This is a genomic window from Lentzea sp. (assembly GCF_035525475.1).
In the GTDB taxonomy this organism is placed as follows: Bacteria; Actinomycetota; Actinomycetes; order Mycobacteriales; family Pseudonocardiaceae; genus Lentzea.
On sequence record NZ_DATLEC010000076.1, the window covers coordinates 1 to 22,800 of the forward strand.

The window sequence follows — 22,800 nt, forward strand, 5'->3', positions numbered from 1 at the left end:
CCCGGTGGAAGGTCTTCGGCGCTGCTACGGTCGGGATCACATCTGGGGAGGTTGACGTGGAGTTCCAGGACGTCGTTCGCCGTCGGCGCATGGTGCGCAAGTTCACCGACGAGCCGGTCAGCGACGAGAGTGTTCAGCGGATCATGCGCAACGCTGTGCGGGGGCCGTCCGCCGGGTTTTCGCAGGGGCAGGGTTTTCTGGTGTTGCAGGGGGAGGCGTTGCGGCGGCTCACCGAGAAGTTCGAGTGGTGGGGCGGGGAGGACGCCAAGAAGGCGCCGGTCGTCGTCATCCCGTTCTCGGCCAAGGACGTGTACCTCGACCGGTACGCGCAGGCCGACAAGGGGTGGACGGATCGCAGTGAGGACCACTGGCCCGTGCCTTACTGGGACATCGACACCGGGATGGCCTCGTTGTTGATCCTGCAGACGGTGGTGGACGAGGGGCTCGGCGCGGTCTTCTTCGGGACCAACAGGGACGAGTGGCCCGCGTTGCGCGCGGAGTTCGGGGTGCCGGACATCTACTCGCCCATCGGGATCATCGCGATCGGGCATCCGGACGAGAGTGGCATCTCCGAAGGGGCGTCGCCGCGGACTCGCAAGCGGGTGCCGTTCGACGAGGTCGTGCACTGGAACCAGTGGGCGTGAGGTCGTTCGGCCTGCTCGGGCCGTTGGACGTGGTGCTCGACGGGCGCCGCGTCCACGTCCCGCCCGGCAAGCGGCGGGTGGTGCTCGCCGCGTTGTTGTTGCGGCCTGGGCAGGTGGTCGGAGTTGACGAGCTCGTCGAGTTGGCCGGTGGGTCGCGCAACGCGCTGCAGACCGCGGTCGGGCGGTTGCGGGAGGATCTCGGTCTGCCGGATCTGGTGCTGACCAAGCCTGGTGGGTACGTGTTGGACGTGCGGGCCGATGAGGTTGACGTCCACCGGTTCGACCAGTTGCCGCCGCGTGAGGCGTTGCGGTTGTGGCGTGGGCGGCCGTTCGCGGACATCGGGAGCGACGCGCTCGAACGGGATCACGTGCCCGCGTTGACCGAGAAGTACCTTGTCGCGCTGGAAGCGCGGATCGACGGTGATCTGCGGGAGGGCGGGCACGAGCAGCTCGTCCCGGAGCTGCGGTCGCTCACCCGCCGGCACCCCACCAGGGAACGGATGTGGGCGCAGCTGGTCGTGGCGCTGCACCGGTGCGACCGCCAGACCGAGGCGCTGCAGGCCTACGACGACATCCGCCGCAGGCTCGCCGACGAGCTCGGCCTCGACCCCGGCAAGGACCTGCAGAAGGCCCACCAGCAGGTGCTCACGGCCGACAACAGACCGAAGGCCCGCAACGACCTGCCCGGCGACATCGCCGACTTCGCCGGCCGCATCGAGGATCTGGACGAGATCCTCGCCGCCGTGCCGTCCGGGTGCGTGGCGATCACCGCGATCGACGGCATGGCGGGCATCGGCAAGACGACCCTCGCCGTCCGGGCCGCTCATCGGCTGGCCTCTCGCTTCCCGGACGCCCAGCTCTTCGTCGACCTGCACTCCTACACCGCCGGCGTCGAGCCGCGCACCCCGTCGGACGCCCTGCTGGCGTTGCTGACCGCGCTCGGCGTGCCGGCTCAGGACATCCCGGACGGCCTGGACGCCCGCGCCGCGCGGTGGCGGGCGGAGATGGCCCACCGCAAGGCGCTCGTGGTGCTCGACAACGCGGGCAGCGCCGCGCAGGTCCGGCCGTTGCTGCCCGGCACCGGTCTGGTGCTCGTCACGTCCCGGCGCAGGCTCGTGGATTTGGACGCCGCGCACACGGTGTCGCTCGACGTCCTGTCCGAAGAGGACTCGCTGGACCTGCTCGCGAGCATCGTCCGCCGCGACGAGGACGTCGAGGACCGCCGGGAGATCGTCCGGCTCTGCGGGTACCTGCCGCTGGCCGTGCGGATCGTCGGCGCCCGGTGGCGCACGAGACCGGCGTGGTCCGCGCAGGACGTCATCCGCCGGCTCACCGAACACCGGCTCACCGAGCTGATCGCGGGCGAACGCAGCGTCGTGGGGGCGTTCGCGTTGTCCTACCGGCAGCTCACGGCCGCCCAGCAGAAGCTGTTCCGGCGGCTCGGGCTGCACACCGGTGAGGACTGGGACGCCCACCTCGCCGCGGCGGTGATCGGCTCGACGCGTGCGGTGGCCGAACGCCTGCTGGACGAGCTGCTCGACGTGCACCTGGTGCAGCAGAAGGAGAACGGTCGCTACCGCTTCCACGACCTGCTGGCCGACCACGCGAAGGCCAGCGTCGAGCCGGAGGAGCGGGAGGAGGCGGTGCTGCGCATCCTCGACTTCTACCTGCACGTGGCGAGCACGGCGGAGTTCCGGATGGCGCCGGGAGGTCCGCGGCTCGTCTCGGCCGTGCGGTACCTGCCGTTCGACCCGCCGCCGCTCACGAACTCACGGCAGGCTTTGGCGTGGATGGACGCCGAACGCCTGAACCTCAAGGCGGCGGTCTACCTCGCCGCCTACAACCGCCACTACCAGCACGCCTGGCAACTACCGCACAGCATGTCCCACTTCCTGCGACAGCGCGGGCACGGTCGCGACCGGATCGAGCTGCAGAACGTCGCGCTCGCCGCCACTCACCAGCTCGGGGACCTGAAGGCGCGTGCGGAGGCGTTGAAGGGACTGGGATCGGCCTACATGTTCCGCTCCGACACGACGCCGGCCAAGCACCTGCACGAGGCGCTGGAGCTGATGCGGCAGATCCGGGACGTGCGCGGGGAGGCGTCCGTGCTCGGGCTGCTCGGCATCATCGCGCGCAAGCGCAACGAGATGGACAAGGCGGAGACCTACTTCCGGCGCGGCCTGACCCTGATGCGCAGCGCGGGGGCGGCGACGGGGGAGGCGGACGCCCTGCACCACCTCGGCGTCGTGCACGCGTTGCGGGGCGAGAACGACCAAGCCATGGCGCACATCGAGGAGGCCCTGTCCCTGTACGAGACCCACGACGACGTGGCGCGAGCGGCGGCGACGTTGCAGGACATCAGTTTCGTGCACTACAACCTGTTCGACGACGACGAATGCCTCGCCGACCTCGAACGGGCGATCCGGAACTACCACGAGTCGGGCGACTGGCGCGGGGAGTCGTTCGCGCGGACGGACTTCGCGCACACCGCACTCGAGCTCGGCATGCCGGACAAGGCCCTGGAGATGGCACGCACGGCGGTCGAGCTGTACCGGGCCGGTGCGGGTGCCGCCGACGACGACGAGATCCTCCAGACCATGAAAGCCGTCGAGGACGAGTACGGCGAGCTGGGCTTCTCGTCCGCGCTGGCCGTCCGCGCCGAGATCGAGGGCGATCTGGCCGAGGCCGTCCGGTACGGCGAGTGGTGCCTGGACTCGGTCACCCGCTGGCAGCGGCGGTGGGCGGGCGACCGGGTGCTGGGCATGCTGTGCCGCCTGTACTCGGCGCTCGGCGACCGCGGCACCGCCGTCCGCTACGGCGAGGAGGCGGTCGAGGCCGCCGAGCGCCTGCGTCAGCCCAGGGCGGTGGCCGTGGCGAAGCGGATCCTGGCTAGAGCCACAACGCCAGCAGCACCAGCGCCGTGAAGGCCGCCGCGACCAACGCGAAGGCCCCGAACTGGACGAGTCTGTCCCTGGTCGTGCGCATCCCCGGCTCCCCTCGGTGGTGGTGCCACCGAGGGTGGGACAGGCCGTCCCCACGTCGTCCCCACCGCGATCACACGGGGTGACGGAGAACTCGCCCGGCCACCGGTTCGGGGTGCTGGAACTCCTTTCGCGAGCCCGGTGCGAGCAGTGCGCGAAACAGGCGCTCGTGGGACCGCCCGCGCCGGCGGCGAGGAGATCGTCGAACCGCGGTTCCCGTTGCGGTGAAGCTGAGCGCGCGGCCACTCGTGCGCTGAGTGCTCGTCGGGCGGGACGGGACGGGCTGAACGGGTGACACTCGTCCACCCCCGTGTGGATCACGGTCCCACCCCTGGCGTCTCCGAGCGCCGGGCTGGTTGCGTTCACCGCGTCACGCCCAACGCTCGGAGGTCCCATTGCAGCCGTTCCAGCTGCCGGAGTTCTACACGCCCCACCCGGCCAGGCTGAACCCCAACCTCGAACGCGCACGCGTCCACACGCGGGCGTGGGCGCGTGAGATGGACATGGTGGACGTGCCGCAGCACGGGACCGTGATCTGGACGGGCGAGGACCTCGAGTCGCACGACTACGCGTTGCTCTGCGCCTACACCCACCCCGACTGCGACGGGGAGACGCTCGACCTGATCACCGACTGGTACGTCTGGGTCTTCTACTTCGACGACCACTTCGTCGAGCTCTACAAGCGCAGCCCCGACATCTCGGGCGCACAGGCCTACCTCGACCGGTTGCCGCTGTTCATGCCGGTCAACGGCGTCATCACCGCGACGCCGGAGAACCCCGTCGAGAAGGGCCTCGCCGACCTCTGGAGCCGCACGGTCGGGAGCCACTCGCGCGACTGGCGCGAACGGTTCGCCGCCAACACCGAGCACCTGCTCGAAGAGTCGATGTGGGAACTGCACAACATCAGCAGCAAGCGGCTCTCCAACCCGATCGAGTACGTCGAGATGCGGCGCAAGGTCGGTGGCGCGCCGTGGAGCGCGAACCTGGTCGAGCACGCCGTCGGGCTCGAGGTGCCCGCGCACATCGCCCACACGCGGCCCGTCAAGGTGCTGCGCGACACCTTCAGCGACGCCGTGCACCTGCGCAACGACCTGTTCTCCTACGAGCGGGAGGTCCTCGACGAGGGCGAGCTGTCCAACGGCGTGCTCGTGTTCGAGAAGTTCCTCGGCCTGCCCACCCAGGAGGCCGCCGAGGCCGTCAACGACCTGCTGACGTCCCGCCTGCACCAGTTCGAGCACACGGCCCTCACCGAGGTCCCGGTCCTGCTCGACGAGCACGCCGTCGACCTCGCGGGCCGCGCGGCCGTCCTGGGGTACGTGAAGGGCCTGCAGGACTGGCAGGCGGGCGGCCACGAGTGGCACCTGCGGTCGTCGCGGTACATGAACAAGGGCGTGCCGCTCGGCATGTCCGCCGCGAGCATCCTCGGCTCGTACGCCAGGACGATGCCGCAGCGGCTGAGCCAGTTCACCAGCACGCCGAAGGTCGTCCAGCCGTACGTGCTCCCGTCGTTCGACGTCCCGTTCCCGCTGGCGCTGAGCCCGCACCTCGACCAGGCCAGGGACGAGGTCGCCCACTGGGCCGTCGAGCAGGGGTTCACCGGCGAGGGCGTGTGGGACGAGCACAAGCTCCGCGGCTTCGACTTCCCGCTGTGCTCGGCGGGCATCGACCCGGACGCGACGTCGCAGGAGCTGTTCCTGTCCGGCTGCTGGCTCACCTGGGGCACGTACGGTGACGACGTCTACCCGCTCTTGTACGGCAGGACGCGCGACCTCGCCGGCGTGAAGGCCCAGACCGCGCGGCTCAAGGCCTGCATGCCGCTCGACCTCGTGCAGACCGTCGTCCCCGCCAACGCGACCGAGCGCTCGCTGGCCGACCTGTGGCAGCGGACCGCGGCGCCGATGACGCCCTCGTTCCGCTCGACGTTCCGGGAGACCGTCGACGCGATGCTCGACAGCTGGGTGTGGGAGGTGGTCAACATGCACCACAACCGCATTCCGGACCCGGTCGACTACGTGGAGATGCGCCGCAGCACGTTCGGTTCCGAGATGACGACGTCACTCAGCCGGCTTTCGCATTCCGCGACGGTGCCGCCCCAACTGTGGCAGACGCGGGTCGTGCAGAGCATGGAACGCTCGGCCATGGACTACTGCACGATGCTCAACGACGTCTTCTCATACCTGAAGGAGATCCAGTACGAAGGCGAAGTGCACAACATCGTGCGCGTCGTCGAGAACTTCCTCGGGGTGCCCCAGGCGCGCGCGTTCGAGATCGCCTACGCGTTGATGAACGCGCGCCTGGACCAGTTCGTCAGGTCGGTGGAGATCGACCTGCCGAGGATGTTCGACGACCTCTCGCTGAACGCCGGCGCCCGCGCGGGGCTGACGAGGTACGCCGACGAGCTGAAGGACTGGATCGCCGGGATCATCCACTGGCACGAGCAGACGAGCCGCTACGACGAGATCGGAGCGTTCCCGGTCTTCCACCGGGGCCCCTCCGGCCTCGGCACGTCCGCCTCCCGGCTCACATCCCGAGCTTCGAGCTGAGCCACGAGCGGGTGGCGTCGCGGTAGTCCTCCGCGTTGCGGTGCAGGGCGAGGGAGTGCCCTGCACCGGGCAGCACGTACGTCTGCAGCTGCGCTTCCGGCCGGTAGTACAGGGCTTCCTGGGCCCGCAGGCTCGAAGCGCTCGAACAGTCGCGCAACGCCAGCAGCCCGCAGAACAGCGCGTCCTGGGAGCCCACGGCCTGGAACACCGGCACGTCGATGCCGTACGTCGTGGGCAGCACGATGCCGAACACCGCCACGGTTCCCATGCCCGGCACGGAGACCTGGTCCTTGGTCAGCTCGTCGGCGTTCACCACGAGCTGCTCGGCGTCGTCCAGGGCGTAGAACAACCCGGCCCGCGCACCCGGCCGCGTCGTGAAGTAGAGCGGGTCGCTGCCGAGCTTCGCGAGCAGGTTGTCGAGGAACACCGGCTGAAGTCCCAGCGCCGCACCGAGTGCGAGCACCGGGACGGCCGGCATGTGCGTCATGCCGGACAGCACCACGCCGTCGACGTCGTGGTAGGTCGCGGCCTCGGCGGCCACGATGCCCGACCCGACGGAGTGCCCGACGATGACGACCTTCTCGTACGCGGTGCCGCCGACACGTCCGGCGCGCAGGTGCTGCACGACCTCGTGCATCGACCGGGCCTCGGCGGAGATCAGCAGCGGCAGGCTCGGCGGACGCGTCGAGGCGCCGGCGCCGAGCCTGTCGACGGCGAACGTGGCGCGGCCCTCGCGAGCCATGTTCCGCTGGTAGGAGTAGGACTCCGGCACGCCCGGCAGGTCCCAGTAGGCCCGGTTGTACGTGCCGCCGTGCACCAGCAGCTGGACCGACCGCGGGTTCGTGCCCGCCGGCTTGCAGAGCTGGCCGGAGATCGTCGCGGCACCGCTGGGGCCGGACACCGGCACCGTCGTGACCGAACAGTCGGCGCCGGCGGCGTGGGCAGCGGGCGTCAGGGACGTCATCGCCAGCACAGCGGCGAGAACGGGGAACAGTTTCACGCTGAGCGCTTTCTGCTCTGGGCGGTCATCGGCAGCTGGTTCGGCTGCATGGTCGCCTTCACCTGGGCGTGGACGCGTTGTCCCGCAACGGGGACGAGGTCCCACCGGGTGGCGATCGTCGCGGCGGCGATCGCGATCTCCGTGTGGGCGAGGAGGTGTCCCGGGCAGAACCGCGAACCGGCGCCGAACGGGATGAACGCGCCCTTGGGCAGGTCCGCCGCCTTCGAGGGCTCCCACCGGTCGGGGTCGAACCCGTCGGGATCGGGGAACCACCGCGGGTCGCGGTGCAGGGTGTGCTGGGACACCGCGATCTCGGAGCCCTTCTTCACGAGCACGCCGCCGATCTCGACGTCCTCGCGGGCCCGGCGCATCAGGATGATCGGCGGGGTGCGCCGCAGCACCTCGTTGATGACCCGGCCGGTGTACTCGAGCTTCGCCACGTCCCCGAACGTCGCGGGCCGGTCGCCCAGCACGGCGTCGACCTCGTCGTGGAACCGTTGGCGCACAGCGGGTCGTGTGCCGACTTCGTGGAAGAACCACGCCAGCGCCACCGCCGTCGTCTCGGCGCCGGTGGTGAGGATCGTGACCACCTCGTCGTGGACCTGCTCGTCGGTCATCGCCTCGCCGGTGTCCGCGTCACGCGCGGCGAGCAGTGCCGAGAGCAGGTCGCCGTGGTCGGCGCCCTCCTTGCGAGCCCCGACGACGACTTCCGGGATGATCGCGCGCAGCCGGGCGGCGGCCTCGTCGAACTCGCGGTTCGCCCTGAGCGGCAGCTTCTCCACGAACGACGGCGAGAACGCGCGCACCAGCACGCGCTCGAGCATGATCGGGACGGAGCGCTTGATCTCGGCCAGCACCTCGGGTCCGAGCTCGGCGGAGAACAGCGTGCGACCGGCGACGGTCATCACGAAGTCCTGCATCACCGCGTCGAACCGCAAGCGCCGGCCGTCGTGCCACGAGTCGCGCAGTTCGGTGGCGAGCGACGTGATCACGGCCTCCGCGTAGGCCGCGACCCTGGTGCGGTGGAAGGCGGGCAGCACCATCCGCCGTTGCCGCTGGTTGAACGCGCCGTTCGACGTGGCGAGCCCGTTGCCGAACAGCGGGCGCATCTTGTCGAACACGATGCCCTTGTCGAACTTGTCCGACGCCAGCAGCTTGAGCGCGAGCTCCGGTGTCGTGACCAGGTGCACCGGCAGAGGCCCGAGGAAGACCTTCACCACGTCACCCCTGGTGGACAACGACGACAGGAACTCGACAGGATTCCTGAGCATGGTCACGGTGTGTCCGATGAGAGGCCATCGGCCCGGCACCGTCGTGACGCTCGGCATCACATCACCCTCTCGTGCGACCCCGCACAACCTAGGACCTCGCGCCAGTGGTGGCGAGCAGATACACACGATCGGATGCTCGACCGTTCGGTCGGACTGGTGCACACGGATACGCTCAGCCGGTGAGCAGCGACCTCGGTTGGGTTCCGCCCGGTGTGGACACGACGGTGCCGTCACCGGCACGGGTGTACGACTACTGGCTCGGTGGCGGTCACAACTTCGCCTCCGACCGCGCGCTGGGCGAGAAGATCCTGCGGATCATGCCCGGCGTCCGCGACGCCGCGCGGCTGAACCGGTCGTTCCTGCGCAGGGCCGCGCTGCACATGGTCGAGCAGGGCGTGCGGCAGTTCCTCGACATCGGCTCCGGCATCCCGACGGTGGGCAACCTGCACGAGATCGTGCAGGCCGAGGTGCCCGGCTGCCGGGTCGTCTACGTCGACAAGGACGACGTGGCGGTCGCGCACAGCGAGATGATCCTCGCCGGCAACGGCGACACGGCCGTGGTGCAGGCGGACCTGCGCGACCTGGACGCGATCTTCAACGCCGGCCGGACGCGCGAGCTCCTCGATTTCGACCAGCCGGTCGGCCTGTTCATGTTGCTGGTGCTGCACTTCGTGCCGGACGAGTGGGACCCGGCCGCCATCGTCGGCCGGTACCGCGACCGCCTGGCACCGGGCAGCTTCCTGGCGCTGTCGCACGCGTCGGCCGAGGCCAAGCCCGAGGGCATGGACGAGGCCGTGCAGGCCTACAACGTCAAGAGCACCGCCAACCAGGCGTTCCCGCGCACGCACGACGAGGTGATGGCGTTCTTCGACGGGTTCGACCTGGTGGAGCCCGGTCTCGTCGGCTGCCCGTCGTGGCGGCCCGACGGCGAGGGCGACTTCGCGGCCAACCCGGAGATCAACGAGGTCCCGTTCGCGGGGGTCGCTGTCAGACCCTGACCGCCGACGGTCAGTGGACGGTCAGCGCCGGTCGGCACCTTGTGGGCAACACCGGCCCACAGGGGGAGCACCATGAAGAACGTCCTGATCTCCGGCGCCAGCATCGGCGGCCCCGCACTCGCGTACTGGCTGCGCCATTACGGTTTCGCCGTCACGGTGGTGGAGCGGGCACGCGGTCTGCGGCCCGGCGGCCAGGCCATCGACGTGCGCGGCCCGGCCCTGGAGGTCGTCGAGCGCATGGGCCTCGGCGAGAGGCTGAGGTCGTTCAGCACGAACATGCGCGGCATGAACGTGGTCGACGCCGACGGCAACGAGCTGTTCAGGTCCACCACGCACACCATCAGCGGCGGCGACCTGGCCAGCCCCGACGTGGAGCTGCTGCGCGACGACCTCGCCCAGATGCTCTTCGACGCCGCCGAGGGCGTGGAGTACCTGTTCGACGACACCATCACGTCGATCGACGGCACGCGGGTCACCTTCGAGAAGGCCGCGCCGCGCGACTTCGACGTGGTCGTCGGCGCGGACGGCCTGCACTCCAACGTCCGCAGGCTGGTGTTCGGGCCGGAGGAGGAGTTCATCCAGCACCTCGGCACGAACCTCGCCGTCTTCACCGCCCCGAACTTCCTGGGCCTGGACCACTGGCAGACGTTCCAGCAGGGCGAGGTCGTCGGCGGCGGCATCATGAGCGCCCGCGCGAACGCGGAATGCCGTGTGTACATGGGCTTCAACGGCGTGACCTCGTTCGACCACCGCGACGTCGAGGCGCAGCGCCGCCTGCTGGCCGAGAGGTTCGAGGGCGCCGGCTGGGTGTGGCCGACCGCGCTGAAGCACATGTGGGAGGCGCCGGACTTCCACTTCGACTCGATGAGCCAGATCCGCATGGACAGCTGGTCGCGCGGCAACGTCGTGCTGCTCGGCGACGCGGGCTACTGCGGATCCCCGTTGTCCGGCCAGGGAACCAGCATGGCGCTGGTCGGCGCGTACGTGCTCGCCGGCGAGCTGGCGAAGGACCCGACGACCGCGTTCGAGCGCTACGAGGAAGTCCTGCGGCCGTACGTGACGGCCAACCAGGACATGGCGCTGCGCAACCAGGAGAGCGGTGGCGCGCCGATCCCGGAGTTCGCCGAGATCGTGAACTCCCTGGAACTGCCCGTCTACTGACGCAGCTCCTCGATCGCGTCGAGGACGTCGTCCTCGGGGATCACGGCACCGGTGAACCGCGCCACCGCCGCGATCCCCTTGGCGTCGAGGTTGCGCCGATCGGTGAAGCTCAGTCCCTCCAGGGCTTCCGCGACCTCGGGGTCGTCGACGCCGTGCCACGCCCGAAGGCGAGCTGTGCCTGGTCGTCGGCCGTACCGGGTCCGGCAAGTCGACGTTCCTGCGCGGTCAACGGTCTCGTCCCGCACTTCAGCGGCGGCACGCTCGCCGGACGCGTGCTGGTCGACGGCCGCGACACGGCGGAGTTCCCGCCCCGCGAACTGGCCGACGTGGTGGGGTTCGTCGGCCAGGACCCGGTCGCGGGCTTCGTCGCCGACAACGTCGAGGACGAGCTCGAACGTGCCGGAAGCTGCTGGACGGCCTGGCGACCGTTCCCCAGGACGCGCACCCGCGTGACCTGGCCGAAGGGCAGCGGCTCGCGCTCGTGCTCGCGGTCATGCTCACCGGCGCCCCGGACGTGCTGCTGCTCGACGAGCCGACGCGCGAGGTCGTGACGTCGTCGCCGATCTTCGCGCCGCAGGTCGGCAAGGTCCTCGGCCCGTGGCTGACGGTCGCCGACGTCGAGGCGGCCCTGTGATCGCGATCCGGCGCAGGTCCGCGGTCGTCCTGGCGGTCTCCGGGGTGATCGGGCTGGCGACGCGCCGTGGACGTTCGCGTTGTTGTTGCCGCTGGTGCTGTCGGAGCTGAGCGACAAGGCATGGACTCCAAGGCGATCGCGATGCTCGGCGTGCTCTCCGCGCTCGGCGCCGCGATCCGGCCGGCCGGTCGGTCGGTCGGTCGGTCGGTGAGGGTACGTCGGTGAGCTTCGACCCGGACGCCTCGGCGGGCGCGAACCTCGTGAAGCTGGCAGCGTTCACCCTCGCGACGTCGCTCGGCTGGGACCTCGGACGCGCGGTGACCACGGCGCTCCTCGTCGCGGTGACCGGGCCCGTGCTGCTCAGGACGCTGCGCCGCGCCGCACGGAAAGCCGCGTTCGAATTGGCCCAGACCATTGACGGCACACGGGGAGGTGGCCACGCTGGTCCTCGGGTCGCCGCCCCCGACTCGTGAAGGAGGAGCCGTGAGAACTCGGGTTCTCGCCGTGGTCGTCTCCGTGACCGCCGCGCTCTCCGTGAGCGCGCAGTCGCAGGCCGCGGAACCGCTGCGGAGCCTGGTCCCGGTACCGGTCTCGGTCCAGGCCAGATCCGGCGTCACGCACACCCTGACGACCGGCACCAAGATCTACACCGCCCCGGCCGCACGGGACGTCGGGAACTTCCTGGCGGGCGTGCTGAGGCCGTCGACGGGGTACGCGCTGCCGGTGTCCGACGCCGGCGCGGCACCGGCCGACGGCATCTCGCTGCTGCTCTCGGGGGCGCCGGCCCAGGTCGGTCAGCAGGGTTACCAGCTCGACGTGGCCCCGAACGCCGTCGTGCTGCGCGCCACCACCTCGGAAGGCCTGTTCGCGGGCGTGCAGACGTTGCGGCAGCTGCTGCCCGCGGCCGTCGAGAGCACGACCGTGCAACCGGGCCCGTGGAAGGTGCCGGGCGCGGTGATCGTCGACCACCCGCGGTTCTCCTACCGCGCGTCGATGCTCGACGTGGCACGCCACTTCCACCCGGTCGCGTCGGTGAAGCGCTACATCGACCAGCTGGCGCTGTACAAGATCAACTACTTCCACCTGCACCTGAGCGACGACCAGGGGTGGCGGATCGCGGTCGACAGCTGGCCGCGCCTCACGACGTACGGCGGCAGCACGCAGGTCGGCGGCGGTCCCGGCGGCTACTTCACCAAGGCGCAGTACAGCGAGATCGTGCGGTACGCGGCCGCTCGCAAGATCACGGTGATCCCCGAGATCGACCTGCCCGGCCACACCAACGCCGCGCTCGCCTCGTACGCGGAGCTGAACTGCGACGGCCAGGCCCCGCCGCTGCGCACGGACATCGAGGTCGGCTACTCCTCGCTGTGCGTGAGCAAGGAGATCACCTACCAGTTCGTCGACGACGTGGTGCGCGAGATCGCGGCGCTCACGCCCGGCCCGTACTTCCACATCGGCGGCGACGAGGCGCACTCGACCTCCGAGGCCGACTACCAGACGTTCATGAGCCGCGTGCTGCCGATCGTGAAGAAGTACGGCAAGACGGCGCTCGGCTGGCACGAGTTCGTGAAGACCACGACCGACACCACGACCGTCCCGCAGTACTGGGGCACCACGACGTCGAACGCGGTGGTGCAGGCAGCGGCGGCGCGTGGCAACAAGGTCATCATGTCGCCCGCGAACAAGGCGTACCTCGACCAGAAGTACAACGCGAGCACCCCGCTGGGCCTGTCGTGGGCCGGTCTCATCGAGGTGCAGGACGCCTACGACTGGAACCCCGGCACGCACCTGAGCGGTGTCGCGGAGTCGTCGGTGCTCGGCGTCGAGGCTCCACTGTGGACGGAAACGCTGGTCACCTCGCGCGACGTCGAGTACATGGCGTTCCCGAGGCTCGCCGGGCACGCCGAGCTCGGCTGGTCGCCGTGGTCGACGCACAACTGGGACCAGTTCAAGGTGCGCCTGGGCAACCAGGCCCCGCGCTGGACGACCATGGGCATCAACTTCTACCGGTCCCCGCAGGTCCCGTGGGACACGGGCGGCCAGCAGCCGGTTCCGTGCGCGCAGCCGGCCTGGGAGCGCTCGAAGGTCTACAACGGCGGCACCGCGGTCTCGCACAACGGCCACAGGTGGACCGCGAAGTGGTGGACGCAGGGTGAGGAGCCCGGAACCACCGGTCAGTGGGGCGTCTGGCGCGACGACGGCGTCTGCTGAGCGTTTTCGCGGGTACTCGCCCGGCATGACTGATCCAGAGGTTGCCGAGGAGTTCGCAGAAGAGGCGGGCGTGGACCCCACGCCGCAGGAAGTGGACGAGTACCGCGACCTGACGGAACCGGGTGAGTGGCGTGCCGACGAGAAGATGGGTCCCGGCGACGCGCCACCACCGCAGGACGGGGAGGACCCGACCGGAGGTTCCGGCGCATGACCTCGGAGGAGGCGGGCGAATATCGCCCGCCCCCTTTGGGTACCAGGATGTCGTGGATGCCCGAGTTGCCGTATTTGCCCCGTCCCCCCAGCTGACCGTGACCGTCGAGGACCTCGATGGAGAACCCGACGTGCACCTGCACGCCGGAGGCCAGGGTTTCTGGCAGTCCAGGATGATCGCCGCGTTGGGCGTCGAAGCCGTTGTGTGCGCGACGTTCGGCGGCGAGACAGGCCATGTGCTCAAGACGCTGTTAGGAGGCGAAAACGTCGACCTGCGCGCACGGGATGTCGCCGCGCGCAACGGCGCCTACGTGCACGATCGCCGTGACGGCAGCCGTTCCGAGATGGTCGAGATGCTGCCGGACGCGTTGTCCCGGCACGAGCTCGACGACGTGTACGAATCGGCGTTGCTGGAAGGCATCCGCGCGGGCACGGCCGTGCTCAGCGGTCCTTCCGACGACCGCGTGCTGCCGCACGACACGTACTTCCGCCTCACGTCGGACCTGACCAACAACGGCTGCCGCGTGATCGTGGACCTGGCCGGCGAGCGTCTCGCCGAGGCCGTGCGCGGCGGTCCGCACGTCGTGAAGGTCTCGCACGAGGAACTGGGCGAGGAAGACCTGTCCAAGCTCATCCAGAAGGCCAGGGAACTCGCCGAGTCGTGCGTGCACGGCGTGGTCGTGTCACGCGCCGATGATCCGGCGTTGGCGCTGCTGGAAGACCAGCTCTACCTCGTGCGGATGCCCAGGCTGGAGCCCGTCGACACGCGTGGCGCCGGCGACTCCATGACCGCGGGGATTTCAGCGGGCCTCGCGCTGGGTATGTCGTTGGAGGACGCGGTGAAGCTCGGCGCGGCGGCGGGCGCGGTGAACGTGACGCGGCACGGCCTCGGCAGTGGTGGAGGAGAAGCCGTGCGCGAGCTGAGCACACGCGTGGAACTGGAGCCGATCGAGGAATGAGCGGATGCGCGCGCTGATCACGAACGACGACGGAATCGACTCTCCCGGCCTGCTGACCCTGGCCATGGCCGCCGTGGACCACGGACTCGACGTGGTCGTCGCGGCGCCTTCGGTGCAGGCCAGCGGCACGAGCGCGTCGGTGGCGGCGGTCGGCGACACCGGTCGCGTGGTCAGCGAACGCCGCTCGTTGCCCGGCCTGGACGCCGAGGCCTACGCCGTCGCGGCACATCCGGGCCTGATCTCGCTGATCGCCTGCCGCGGAGGCTTCGGCGGCAAGCCGGACCTCGTGCTGTCCGGGGTGAACCTGGGCGCGAACGTGGGCCGCGCTGTCCTGCACTCCGGCACCGTCGGCGCGGCGCTGACGGCCCACCTCAACGACGTCACGTCGATGGCGGTGTCGCTCGACGTGGGCCTCGACGAGCCCGAACCGGTGTGGGACAAGGCAGGCGAGGCCGTGCGCGCCGTCCTGCCGATGCTGCTCGACATGCCCGCCGCGACCGTGCTCTCGTTGAACGTGCCGAACACCGCCGACGTGCGAGGCCTGCGCTGGGCGGAGCTGGCGCGGTTCGGCGCGGTGCAGAGCCGCGTGGACGACGTGGGCGAGAACGAGGTCGAGCTGGTCCACGTCTACTCGGAGGACAAGCCGGCCCCCGGCACCGACGCGGCGTTGCTGGGGGAGGGCTACGCGACGCTGACCTCGCTGCTCTCGGTCGCCGCCGCGCCTACTTCCGATCTGCCTTTGCCGCCTTGGCCAGCGTGATGACGAGCCCGATCAACGCCGTGCGGACCTCGAGGAAACCCTCGGTGGTGATGTCGTCGATCGTCAGGGCCAGCGTGCCGAACGCCAGGAACAGGAACAGCCCGTACATCCGCGCGTGACGGAGCTGCCACGCCATCACGATGCCCAGCACCCCGATGGTGATCTGGATGACGCGGTAGTTCGGATCCAGCCCGAACAGGTCGAGCCACCCGAACGCGAGCTGCAGCACGCCTGCCGTGAGGGTGAGCACCTGCGGCCTCGTGAACTGGAACTGCCTGCTCACCAAGGCCATGAGATGCCTACCCTTCGGGCTGCCGCCAGACGGAGTCGTACTTCGCTTGTCGTTCGCGGTCCCGCACGGCGTTTCGTTCGCGGCGACCTTCCGTCGCGGAACCTCTTGGATACCCGTATTTCGTCAGTCGATAGTCCACACTTTCGGGTGCGTAGGACAGCGCGAAGTACAGCCCCACGATAAAACCGAGCCCACCGCACGCGATCGCCAGCGGCCACGGCGATCCGAGCCCGAACACGAGAGCCAGCGTGATGGCGGTGGTGAGCGGCGTGACCTGCACCAGACTGCGGACGGTGAACCGCAGCAACCACTTCGGCCCGGTCACGTCGGCGTAGACGAACTCCCCGTACTTCTGCGGGAGCCGGCCGCCCGCGTAGTACCAGACCTTCAGCGCGGGGTTCACCGCGTCGCCTTCGCGATCACCTTGTGCAGCACCTGGTTCAGCTGTGCGAGTTCCTCGAACGTCATGTCCAGCTGCTCCACGACCTTGAAGGGGATCTTCAACGCTTCCCGCCTGAGCTCCTGACCCTTCTCGGTCAGCGTCAGCGCCAACGCGCGTTCGTCCGCCTTGTCCCGCTGACGCTCGACGTACCCGACCGCCTCCAGCCGCTTGAGCAGCGGGCTGAGCGTGCCGGGGTCGAGCTGCAGGACGGCGCTCAGGTCCTTCACCGTGCGCGGCGACCGTTCCCAGAGAGCCAGCATCACCAGGTACTGCGGGTGGGTGAGGTTGAGCGGCTCCAGGATGGGCCGGTAGACCGCGATGACCGTGCGGGAGGCCACGGCCAGGGCGAAGCAGACCTGCCGCTCGAGTTCGAGCGGGTTCTCCGGAATGCTTGGTGTACTAATCATTGGTGTACACATTATCTCGCGGGTGCGCTGAGGTCCACGAGGTGTGGTGCAGTGCTCAGGCCTCGGCCAGCACCTCCGCCGTCACGGCCGCGCCCGCCGCGGTCATCACGGTGCCGCCGTGGTCGACCCCGTTGATCAGCACCGGCTCGTGCAGCACGGGGAGCTCCGCCGCGAAGGCCCGCGCCTGGCCGGCCGTGTAGGCGGGAGGCGAGTCGGGGCCGGTGCTCCACTCGGCGTGCAGGAACCACGTCGGCACGGTCAGCTCCTGCCAGCGCGAGGTGCCGAAGATGACGTCACGGGTGTCGGCCACCAGGGTCTCGGCCGGCAGTCTCAGGTGGCCGTCCGGCGTCAGGTCGTGGGCGTAGTACTCGCGGGTCAGCGGGTCCGTGATGTCGACCAGCGGGTTCAGTGTGGCGTGCACGGTGAGGTACTCGTCGACGGTCCACGTGCGTTGGCGGGCCGCCAGCTGCGGGGCGATCGCTGCTGTGAGGGTTTCCTCGGACAGTTGAGCGTGGGCGGGCATGGGGAGGCCGCCGTCCACCAGTACGAGCGCGCGCACTCGGTCCGGATAGCGCACGGCCAGGTCCACGGCTACGTAACCGCCCATGGACATGCCGGTCACCGTCGCCGAAGGCAGTTCGAGCGCGTCCAGTACGCGCAGCATGTCGTCGGCGTGTTGCCTGATGGAGCCGCCGGGCAGCTCGTGGCTGTCGCCGCGGCCGCGCAGGTCCGGCGTGACGAGGGTGATGTCGTGCGCCGCCACCCAGTTCCACAGCTTGCGGCTGCCGCTGACGCCGTGGATGGCCAGCACGGGTGCGGTGCCGCCTTCGTGGACCTCGACGGCCAGGTCGCCGCCGTCTACCGGTACGCGCATGCGCGGACTCCTTAAGCCTTGCCCGGGTTGAACAGGTTGAGGGGGTCGAGGGTGTGCTTGATCGACTGCTGCACGGCGTGCGCGTCGGGGCCGAGTTCGCGGATCATGCCGTCCTGCTTGAGCAGGCCCACGCCGTGTTCGCCGGTGACGGTGCCGCCCAGCTCCAGGGCCTGGTCGATGATGTCGTCGAACGCCGCCTGGGCGGCGATGCGCGCGTTGTCGTCGCCGGGCGGGGTGATCAGCAACGGGTGCAAGTTGCCGTCGCCCGCGTGGGCGATGGTGGCAATTTGCACTCCGTGACGTGCACCGGTCTCCTCGATGCGGGCGAGCATCGCGGGGACGGCGGAGCGCGGGACGCACACGTCCTCGGTGAGCAGCGGGCCCAGGCGTTCCAGGGCGGGGTAGGTCAGGCGGCGGGCCGCGAAGAGGGCTTCGGCCTCGGTCGAGTCCGTCGAGCGTTCGGTCCAGGCGGCGCCCGCGTCGGTGAAGGCCGCGGCCAGGCCGTCGGCGTCCTCGGACGTCTCGGCGCGGGCCAGCAGCATCGCCTCGGTGTCCGGCTCGATTCCCAGGTGCTTCCAGTCCTCGACGGCCTGCAGGCACGCGCGGTCGATCAGCTCCAGCGCGGCGGGCTGCAGACCGCGGCTGGTGCTCAGCGCGACGGCCTGACCTGCGGCGACGAGGCTGGAGAAGGCGCCGACGACGGTGGTGGAGGGACGCGGGGCCGGCCGCAGGCGCAGGGTGATCTCCGTGACGACGCCGAGCGTGCCCTCGGACCCGACGAGCAGGCTCGTCAGGTCGTAGCCCGCGACGCCCTTGGTGGTGCGCCTGCCGAGCCTGACCGCGGTGCCGTACTCGACGGGACCGCCCATCACGACTTCCAGGCCCAGCACGTAGTCGCGCGTCACCCCGTACTTGAGGCAGCAGAGGCCGCCCGCGTTCGTGGAGACGTTGCCGCCGATCGTCGACCACGGCGAGCTCGCGGGATCCGGCGGGTACCACAGCCCAAGCGCGGCAACGGCTTTCTTCAGGTCGTCGTTCACGACGCCCGGCTGCACGACGGCGAGCAGGTTCTCCTCGTCGATCTCGATGATCCGGTTCATCCTGCTGAGGTCGAGGACCAGGCAGCCGTCGACGGCGTTCGCGCCGCCGGACAGCCCGGTGCCCGCGCCCCTCGGCACGATCGGGACGTTGTTCTCGGCACAGACCTTCACGGCCCGCTGAACGTCCTCGGTGGACTGCGGGCGGAACGCGGCGAACGGCGTGCCCGCCGGCGCCCACTCCGCCTCGTCGTGGCTGAGCCCCGCCAGCGTGTTCGGGTCGGTGATCAGGTTCGGGAGCTTCATGACCGTTCCAACGCGCCGTGGGCGGCTTTGTGCACCACCCGTTCCAGTTGTGCACCCCAGTCGGCGGGGGTGGTGTCCGCGTGGATCGGGACGACGCCGAAGCCCGCCACCGCGAACCGCGCGAAGAGCACCAGGTCGAAGGCCTGCGCGGGGGAGGCGAGCGGTGGCGTGAGGATCGCGGCGATCCGTGCCGCGCCGGTGTTCAGCTCCTGGGTGCCGGTGGCGATGAGGTCCGGCTCCCGGACGATCACGGCACGACGGCCCAGCTCCAGCGCCCACTGCTCCGGCGTGATCGTGTCGATGGCCGTGCGGACGGCTTTCACCAGCGCCGCGACGGGGTCCGGGTCCGGGGCGAGTGCGCGGACGATCCGGCTGAGGAACGCGTCGTACCAGAAGATCGCGGCCTTGGTCCCGAACGTGCGGAAGAGCGTGCGTTCGGAGACGCCCGCGCGGTCGGCGATCGCCTTCGTCGACGTGGCGGCGAAGCCCTGGTCCAGGCACAGCGCGATGGCCGCCTCCTGGATGGCGAGGCGGGTGCGCAGGTCCTTCGCGGCACGTGTGGTGAGTGTTTCCACGTCGTCAACGTACCGCACGATGACAGTTACTGCCAGATTTTTCGTCATCTACTGACAGAGTGTCGATGGCTCAGGGCGGGGTAGACGACTGACATGGCCCGGACCACCGTCGTCATCGCCACGCAGAACCGCGCGGACAGCCTGATGCGCACGCTGACGCACCTCAGCGAGCTCGCGGTGCCCGTGATCCTGGTCGACAACGCGTCCACTGACGACACGGTTTCCCGTGTGCGCAAGGAGTTCCCGTACGTCTTGCTGCTGGAGTCGGCGGTGAACCGAGGTGCGGTGGGACGCAACCTCGGCGTGCAGGCGGCGCGGACACCGTTCGTGGCCTTCAGCGACGACGACTCGTGGTGGGCGCCCGACGCGCTCGAACGAGCGGAGCCGATCTTCGACGAACACCCGGACCTGGCGCTGATCGCCGCACGCACGCTGGTGGGGCCGTCGGAGACACCGGATCCGATCACGCCGCTGCTGCGCCACAGCCCGTTGGGCGAGGGAGTCGCCGGGCCGGCGGTGCTCGGGTTCATGGCCTGCTCGGCGATCGCGCGGCGGCAGGCGTTCCTGGAGGTGGGCGGGTTCAGCCCGGTGCTGTTCTTCCGCGGCGAGGAGACGTTGCTGTCGTGGGACCTCGCGGCGGCGGGGTGGGCGCTCTGCTACGTCGAGGACGTGGTGGCGCACCACCACCCGGCGGCCTCGCGGGCACCGGACGGGGAGATCGTCGAGCGGCGCAACGCCGTGCTGGCGTCGTGGATGCGACGGCCGGTGGGCAGCGCCCTGGCGGCGTCGCTGAAGGACCCGCGGGCGTTCCGCGCGGCGCTACCCCGGCTGCGCCAAGCGCTCCGGCAGCGTCGTGAGCTGCCGGAACACCTGGAAGCGCAGATCAGGAAAGTGAGCGGACGGCCGCCGCGAGGCGGGTGACGCCCTCGTCGATCTGCTCCGGCGTGACGCCCGAGAACGCGAGGCGCAGCTCGTTGTCGCCGCCCTCCAGCAGGAAGTCGGAGCCCTTCACGAACTCGACGCCGTGCTCCTTGGCGGCCGGGGCGAGCTTCTCGATCGACACGCCCGGCAGCTCGACCCACATGAAGTAGCCGCCCTGCGGCGCCGTGAAGACGGCCTCGGGCAGTTCACGCTGCAACGCCGCGACGAGAGCGTCCCTGCGCGCGCGCAACGCCTTCTGGACGTTCACGACCGACTCGTCGATACGGCCCGAACGGCAGTACGAGTTCACGATCGACTGCGCCACCATGTTCGGCGAGATGTACGTGGTGGTCGCGATGTCCTGGATCTTCTTGATGATCGCCTTCGGACCGACCAGGTAGCCGCAGCGGATGCCGGGCGCCATGGTCTTCGAGAACGACGACGCGTAGACGACCTTCTCGTTCGAGTCCTGCGAGAGCATCGTCGGCAGCGCCTCGCCCTCGAAGCGCACCTTGATGTACGGGTCGTCCTCGAAGAGCACGAAGTCGGACTTGGCCGCGAGGTCGAGCAGCCGCGCGCGCTTCGCCTCGGACAGCGTGTAGCCGGCCGGGTTCTGGAAGTTCGGGATGATGTGCGCGAGCGACGGCCGCACACCGCTCTCCAGCAGTTCCTCCAGCGCGTCGACGTTGATGCCGTCGGTCTCCAGCTCGATCGCGTGGATCTTCGCGCCGCGCTGGCGCAGGTTCAGCAGCGTGCGGTCGTAGGTCGGCGCCTCGACCACCACGTCGTCGCCCGGCTGCACGAGCAGTTCGAACAGGAACGCGTCGGCCTGCATCGACCCGTTGGTGACGAGCACCTGCTCCGGCTCGACGCCGTGCTGTTCCGCGATCCACGCGCGCAACGGCACGTAACCGACGCTCGTGCCGTACGCGAACGTGCCGCCGGGGTCGTCCGTGAAGGCTTTCTGCGCCGCTTCGCGCAGACCCTCCTGGTCGATGATGTCGAGAGAGGGCGCTCCGCGCGTGAACAGGATCGAGGCCATGCGCGGAGCGTACAACTCCCACCATTTGGGCTACGGCCTATATACGTACGAGTTCAGCTGACCGACTGCTTGCGCGGCGTTGCCCAAGTGGTAGAGATCAACCGCCAGGAAGTTCGGCTTCTTCCTCGCCGCGGGCTGGCAGAACTGCTGGGCCCTGTTCGCGAGCTTGCCGTTGTCCGACGTGGCCGTGCCGGTGATCGGGACGTCCCGGAAGTGGTTCATGACGAACAAAGGCTGGAAGCTGCCCGTCGCCGTGAGTGGTTTTTCATCCCATCGGCTGTAGCAGGACCAGTCCGAACTGCCCAGGCCCGATCCCATCGACCAGTAGTTCTCGACGGTCCAGTCCTTCTGGTGCAGCACGCCGCTGTCCTCGCGCCCGTCCTTGCCGTGGTCGGTGAAGATGATCAGACGCTTGTTGCCGCTCTGCAACTGGCTGCGCGTCGGCCACCCATTCTGCTGCACGCCCTCTGCGCGGTAGAGCACGTCGTTCAGGCCTCGCACCTTGCGCAACTCGGCGCGCAGTGTGTTCGCGTCGACGTAGTCCTCCAGGAACACCGTGACGATCTCGCCGCGGTTGTTCGCGAGGAAGTCCACGATCCGCTGGACGTCGACGTTGAGCGCCACGGGCTTGCTCACGAGCGTGCAGCTGTTGTGGCAGAGGATCGCGCCGTCCGCGGTCTGGTGGATGTCCAGCATGAACCCGCGCACGCCATCGTTCAGCTGCTGCACGATGCCGCGCGTCTGGTTCTTGGCGAGGTTGACGAACGGCGGCGCGAACCCGCCGTCCACCCCGTTCGCATAGGCGTTGTGGGCGGTCAGGAACGTCATCTGGTCGAGCCGGGGATCGGCCGGCATCGGCTCGGTCCGGTTGACGACCGGCGTCAGGTACCAGCGCGTCTCACCGCCGAGGCTGAAGAACTCCCACTGATCACCGAACTGGACGGGACTGTGAACCGCATCCCCTTGTGAGCACGAACCCATGGTGAGCTGGCGGGTGATGCACTGGCCCGGCGAGTCGGTGTTCTCGAACTTCCCGTCGCTCAGCCGCCATTGCTGGTGGTCCTCGTTGCCTTGGGGTCGGTGCAGCGCCAGTCCGCCGCCGCTCTGGGCGACGTTGAGGCCGGTGCCGGCACCGGTGATGTAGTACGTGCCCGACGGAGCCGCGTTCGCGGTGGCGGGCACCAGGGGAAGGAGCAGCAGGGCTGCGAGGGCAGGGAGACGTCGCATGTGACCAGCGTCATCCATCCGAGTGAAACATGACACAGTTTCAAGCGAGTGGTCGTTTAACAGTGCTGGTATCCCGCGTGTCGCGAGCCGCTCCATCTGGGTAGACGGGAAAACTCCACGGCAGCCGTCGCCCAGCCGAAGGGTTCGGGCCGGTTCTGAGCGCCGCCTTCACAAGCCGCGCAGGGTTCGACTCCCTCGGTTGCCACTCACTCCAGCCGTCGTTCCTGCGGGCCCCTCTGAGCTCGTCTGCGAATGCTGTTGTTCGGCCTTGCGGGTGAAGTTCACGGCTCCGTGCCGAGGTGCGA

23 protein-coding genes and 1 pseudogene are annotated in these 22,800 nt (G+C 69.6%); 13 read left to right on the forward strand and 11 right to left on the reverse strand.

Annotation, left to right across the window (positions count from 1 at the left end):
- Positions 1-56: 56 nt before the first annotated feature.
- The 3 genes from VM306_RS13590 to VM306_RS13600 all read left to right on the forward strand — a co-directional run bounded on the left by VM306_RS13590 (position 57) and on the right by VM306_RS13600 (position 6,168).
- Positions 57-644, forward strand: a complete 588-nt coding sequence (locus VM306_RS13590; protein WP_325514851.1) for a nitroreductase family protein — start codon at positions 57-59, stop codon at positions 642-644.
- Complete coding sequence (locus tag VM306_RS13595) at positions 641-3,568, forward strand: AfsR/SARP family transcriptional regulator (RefSeq protein ID WP_325514853.1); 2,928 nt, start codon at positions 641-643, stop codon at positions 3,566-3,568. Before VM306_RS13590 ends, VM306_RS13595 begins: the two co-directional genes overlap by 4 nt.
- 452 nt (positions 3,569-4,020) lie before the next feature.
- Positions 4,021-6,168 (forward strand): terpene synthase family protein, encoded by a 2,148-nt coding sequence (locus VM306_RS13600; RefSeq protein ID WP_325514855.1) that lies wholly within the window; start codon positions 4,021-4,023, stop codon positions 6,166-6,168.
- Here the strand turns inward: VM306_RS13600 and VM306_RS13605 are convergent.
- Entirely contained in the window at positions 6,146-7,132 is a 987-nt protein-coding gene (locus VM306_RS13605) for an alpha/beta hydrolase (protein ID WP_325514957.1), read from the reverse strand. The two genes, VM306_RS13600 and VM306_RS13605, sit on opposite strands and share 23 nt — an antisense overlap.
- A gap of 32 nt (positions 7,133-7,164) precedes the next feature.
- Positions 7,165-8,496, reverse strand: coding sequence for a cytochrome P450 (locus VM306_RS13610; RefSeq protein ID WP_325514857.1), 1,332 nt, complete (start codon positions 8,494-8,496; stop codon positions 7,165-7,167).
- Between the two features lie 122 nt (positions 8,497-8,618).
- On the opposite strand from VM306_RS13610, the gene VM306_RS13615 reads away from it, so the two are divergent.
- Together VM306_RS13615 and VM306_RS13620 are read left to right on the forward strand one after the other, a co-directional pair.
- Positions 8,619-9,437, forward strand: a complete 819-nt coding sequence (locus VM306_RS13615; RefSeq protein WP_325514859.1) for an SAM-dependent methyltransferase — start codon at positions 8,619-8,621, stop codon at positions 9,435-9,437.
- A 72-nt stretch (positions 9,438-9,509) separates the two neighbouring features.
- Positions 9,510-10,598, forward strand: a complete 1,089-nt coding sequence (locus VM306_RS13620; protein WP_325514862.1) for an FAD-dependent monooxygenase — start codon at positions 9,510-9,512, stop codon at positions 10,596-10,598.
- Here the strand turns inward: VM306_RS13620 and VM306_RS13625 are convergent.
- Positions 10,592-10,843 (reverse strand): hypothetical protein, encoded by a 252-nt coding sequence (locus tag VM306_RS13625; protein WP_325514864.1) that lies wholly within the window; start codon positions 10,841-10,843, stop codon positions 10,592-10,594. The genes VM306_RS13620 and VM306_RS13625 overlap by 7 nt on opposite strands.
- Between VM306_RS13625 and VM306_RS41370 the strand changes: the two are divergent.
- The 7 genes and pseudogenes from VM306_RS41370 to surE all read left to right on the forward strand — a co-directional run.
- A pseudogene (locus VM306_RS41370) lies at positions 10,816-11,076 on the forward strand (hypothetical protein); the annotation flags it as partial. The gene VM306_RS13625 and the pseudogene VM306_RS41370 sit on opposite strands and share 28 nt — an antisense overlap.
- 3 nt (positions 11,077-11,079) lie before the next feature.
- The gene (locus VM306_RS13630; RefSeq protein WP_325514866.1) at positions 11,080-11,232 is read left to right on the forward strand and encodes a hypothetical protein; all 153 of its coding nucleotides are present in this window, start codon (positions 11,080-11,082) and stop codon (positions 11,230-11,232) included.
- A gap of 221 nt (positions 11,233-11,453) precedes the next feature.
- A complete protein-coding gene (locus tag VM306_RS13635) occupies positions 11,454-11,705 on the forward strand; it encodes a hypothetical protein (RefSeq protein ID WP_325514868.1) in 252 nt (83 codons plus the stop codon).
- A 10-nt stretch (positions 11,706-11,715) separates the two neighbouring features.
- Positions 11,716-13,443, forward strand: a complete 1,728-nt coding sequence (locus VM306_RS13640) for a family 20 glycosylhydrolase (RefSeq protein ID WP_325514870.1) — start codon at positions 11,716-11,718, stop codon at positions 13,441-13,443.
- Positions 13,444-13,468: 25 nt separating this feature from the next.
- Positions 13,469-13,654, forward strand: a complete 186-nt coding sequence (locus tag VM306_RS13645) for a hypothetical protein (protein WP_325514872.1) — start codon at positions 13,469-13,471, stop codon at positions 13,652-13,654.
- Positions 13,655-13,751: 97 nt separating this feature from the next.
- Positions 13,752-14,612, forward strand: coding sequence for a 1-phosphofructokinase family hexose kinase (locus VM306_RS13650; RefSeq protein ID WP_325514874.1), 861 nt, complete (start codon positions 13,752-13,754; stop codon positions 14,610-14,612).
- Between the two features lie 4 nt (positions 14,613-14,616).
- On the forward strand, positions 14,617-15,372 hold the full coding sequence (gene surE, locus VM306_RS13655) for a 5'/3'-nucleotidase SurE (protein WP_325514876.1): 756 nt from the start codon (positions 14,617-14,619) through the stop codon (positions 15,370-15,372).
- Here surE and VM306_RS13660 read toward each other — a convergent pair.
- Genes VM306_RS13660 through VM306_RS13685 form a run of 6 tightly spaced genes read right to left on the reverse strand, consistent with a single transcriptional unit; the run spans position 15,335 to position 19,305 of the window.
- Positions 15,335-15,655: a hypothetical protein gene (locus VM306_RS13660; RefSeq protein ID WP_325514878.1), complete on the reverse strand. Its 321-nt coding sequence runs from the start codon at positions 15,653-15,655 to the stop codon at positions 15,335-15,337. The genes surE and VM306_RS13660 overlap by 38 nt on opposite strands.
- A gap of 16 nt (positions 15,656-15,671) precedes the next feature.
- Positions 15,672-16,067 (reverse strand): DUF5313 family protein, encoded by a 396-nt coding sequence (locus VM306_RS13665; RefSeq protein ID WP_325514880.1) that lies wholly within the window; start codon positions 16,065-16,067, stop codon positions 15,672-15,674.
- Complete coding sequence (locus VM306_RS13670) at positions 16,064-16,513, reverse strand: MarR family transcriptional regulator (protein ID WP_325514882.1); 450 nt, start codon at positions 16,511-16,513, stop codon at positions 16,064-16,066. Before VM306_RS13670 ends, VM306_RS13665 begins: the two co-directional genes overlap by 4 nt.
- Positions 16,514-16,568: 55 nt before the next feature.
- Entirely contained in the window at positions 16,569-17,387 is an 819-nt protein-coding gene (locus VM306_RS13675; protein ID WP_325514884.1) for an alpha/beta hydrolase, read from the reverse strand.
- 11 nt (positions 17,388-17,398) lie between these two features.
- Positions 17,399-18,730, reverse strand: coding sequence for an FAD-binding oxidoreductase (locus tag VM306_RS13680; RefSeq protein WP_325514887.1), 1,332 nt, complete (start codon positions 18,728-18,730; stop codon positions 17,399-17,401).
- Positions 18,727-19,305 carry a helix-turn-helix domain-containing protein gene (locus tag VM306_RS13685; RefSeq protein ID WP_325514890.1) on the reverse strand — a complete coding sequence of 193 codons (579 nt, stop codon included), beginning with the start codon at positions 19,303-19,305 and terminating at the stop codon, positions 18,727-18,729. Before VM306_RS13685 ends, VM306_RS13680 begins: the two co-directional genes overlap by 4 nt.
- Positions 19,306-19,398: 93 nt before the next feature.
- On the opposite strand from VM306_RS13685, the gene VM306_RS13690 reads away from it, so the two are divergent.
- The gene (locus VM306_RS13690; RefSeq protein WP_325514893.1) at positions 19,399-20,226 is read left to right on the forward strand and encodes a glycosyltransferase family 2 protein; all 828 of its coding nucleotides are present in this window, start codon (positions 19,399-19,401) and stop codon (positions 20,224-20,226) included.
- Here VM306_RS13690 and VM306_RS13695 read toward each other — a convergent pair.
- Entirely contained in the window at positions 20,189-21,268 is a 1,080-nt protein-coding gene (locus VM306_RS13695; protein WP_325514897.1) for a PLP-dependent aminotransferase family protein, read from the reverse strand. The two genes, VM306_RS13690 and VM306_RS13695, sit on opposite strands and share 38 nt — an antisense overlap.
- A gap of 30 nt (positions 21,269-21,298) precedes the next feature.
- Entirely contained in the window at positions 21,299-22,495 is a 1,197-nt protein-coding gene (locus VM306_RS13700; RefSeq protein WP_325514899.1) for a PI-PLC domain-containing protein, read from the reverse strand.
- Between the last annotated feature and the right edge of the window lie 305 nt (positions 22,496-22,800).

Coding starts and splice junctions, on each gene's coding strand:
- VM306_RS13605 (WP_325514957.1), bottom strand. CDS start 7,132: ATGACGTCCCTGACGCCCGCTGCCCACGCCGCCGGCGCCGACTGTTCG.
- VM306_RS13680 (WP_325514887.1), bottom strand. CDS start 18,730: ATGAAGCTCCCGAACCTGATCACCGACCCGAACACGCTGGCGGGGCTC.
- surE (WP_325514876.1), top strand. CDS start 14,617: ATGCGCGCGCTGATCACGAACGACGACGGAATCGACTCTCCCGGCCTG.
- VM306_RS13690 (WP_325514893.1), top strand. CDS start 19,399: ATGGCCCGGACCACCGTCGTCATCGCCACGCAGAACCGCGCGGACAGC.
- VM306_RS13675 (WP_325514884.1), bottom strand. CDS start 17,387: ATGCGCGTACCGGTAGACGGCGGCGACCTGGCCGTCGAGGTCCACGAA.
- VM306_RS13670 (WP_325514882.1), bottom strand. CDS start 16,513: ATGATTAGTACACCAAGCATTCCGGAGAACCCGCTCGAACTCGAGCGG.
- VM306_RS13620 (WP_325514862.1), top strand. CDS start 9,510: ATGAAGAACGTCCTGATCTCCGGCGCCAGCATCGGCGGCCCCGCACTC.
- VM306_RS13695 (WP_325514897.1), bottom strand. CDS start 21,268: ATGGCCTCGATCCTGTTCACGCGCGGAGCGCCCTCTCTCGACATCATC.
- VM306_RS13645 (WP_325514872.1), top strand. CDS start 13,469: ATGACTGATCCAGAGGTTGCCGAGGAGTTCGCAGAAGAGGCGGGCGTG.
- VM306_RS13610 (WP_325514857.1), bottom strand. CDS start 8,496: ATGCCGAGCGTCACGACGGTGCCGGGCCGATGGCCTCTCATCGGACAC.
- VM306_RS13700 (WP_325514899.1), bottom strand. CDS start 22,495: ATGCGACGTCTCCCTGCCCTCGCAGCCCTGCTGCTCCTTCCCCTGGTG.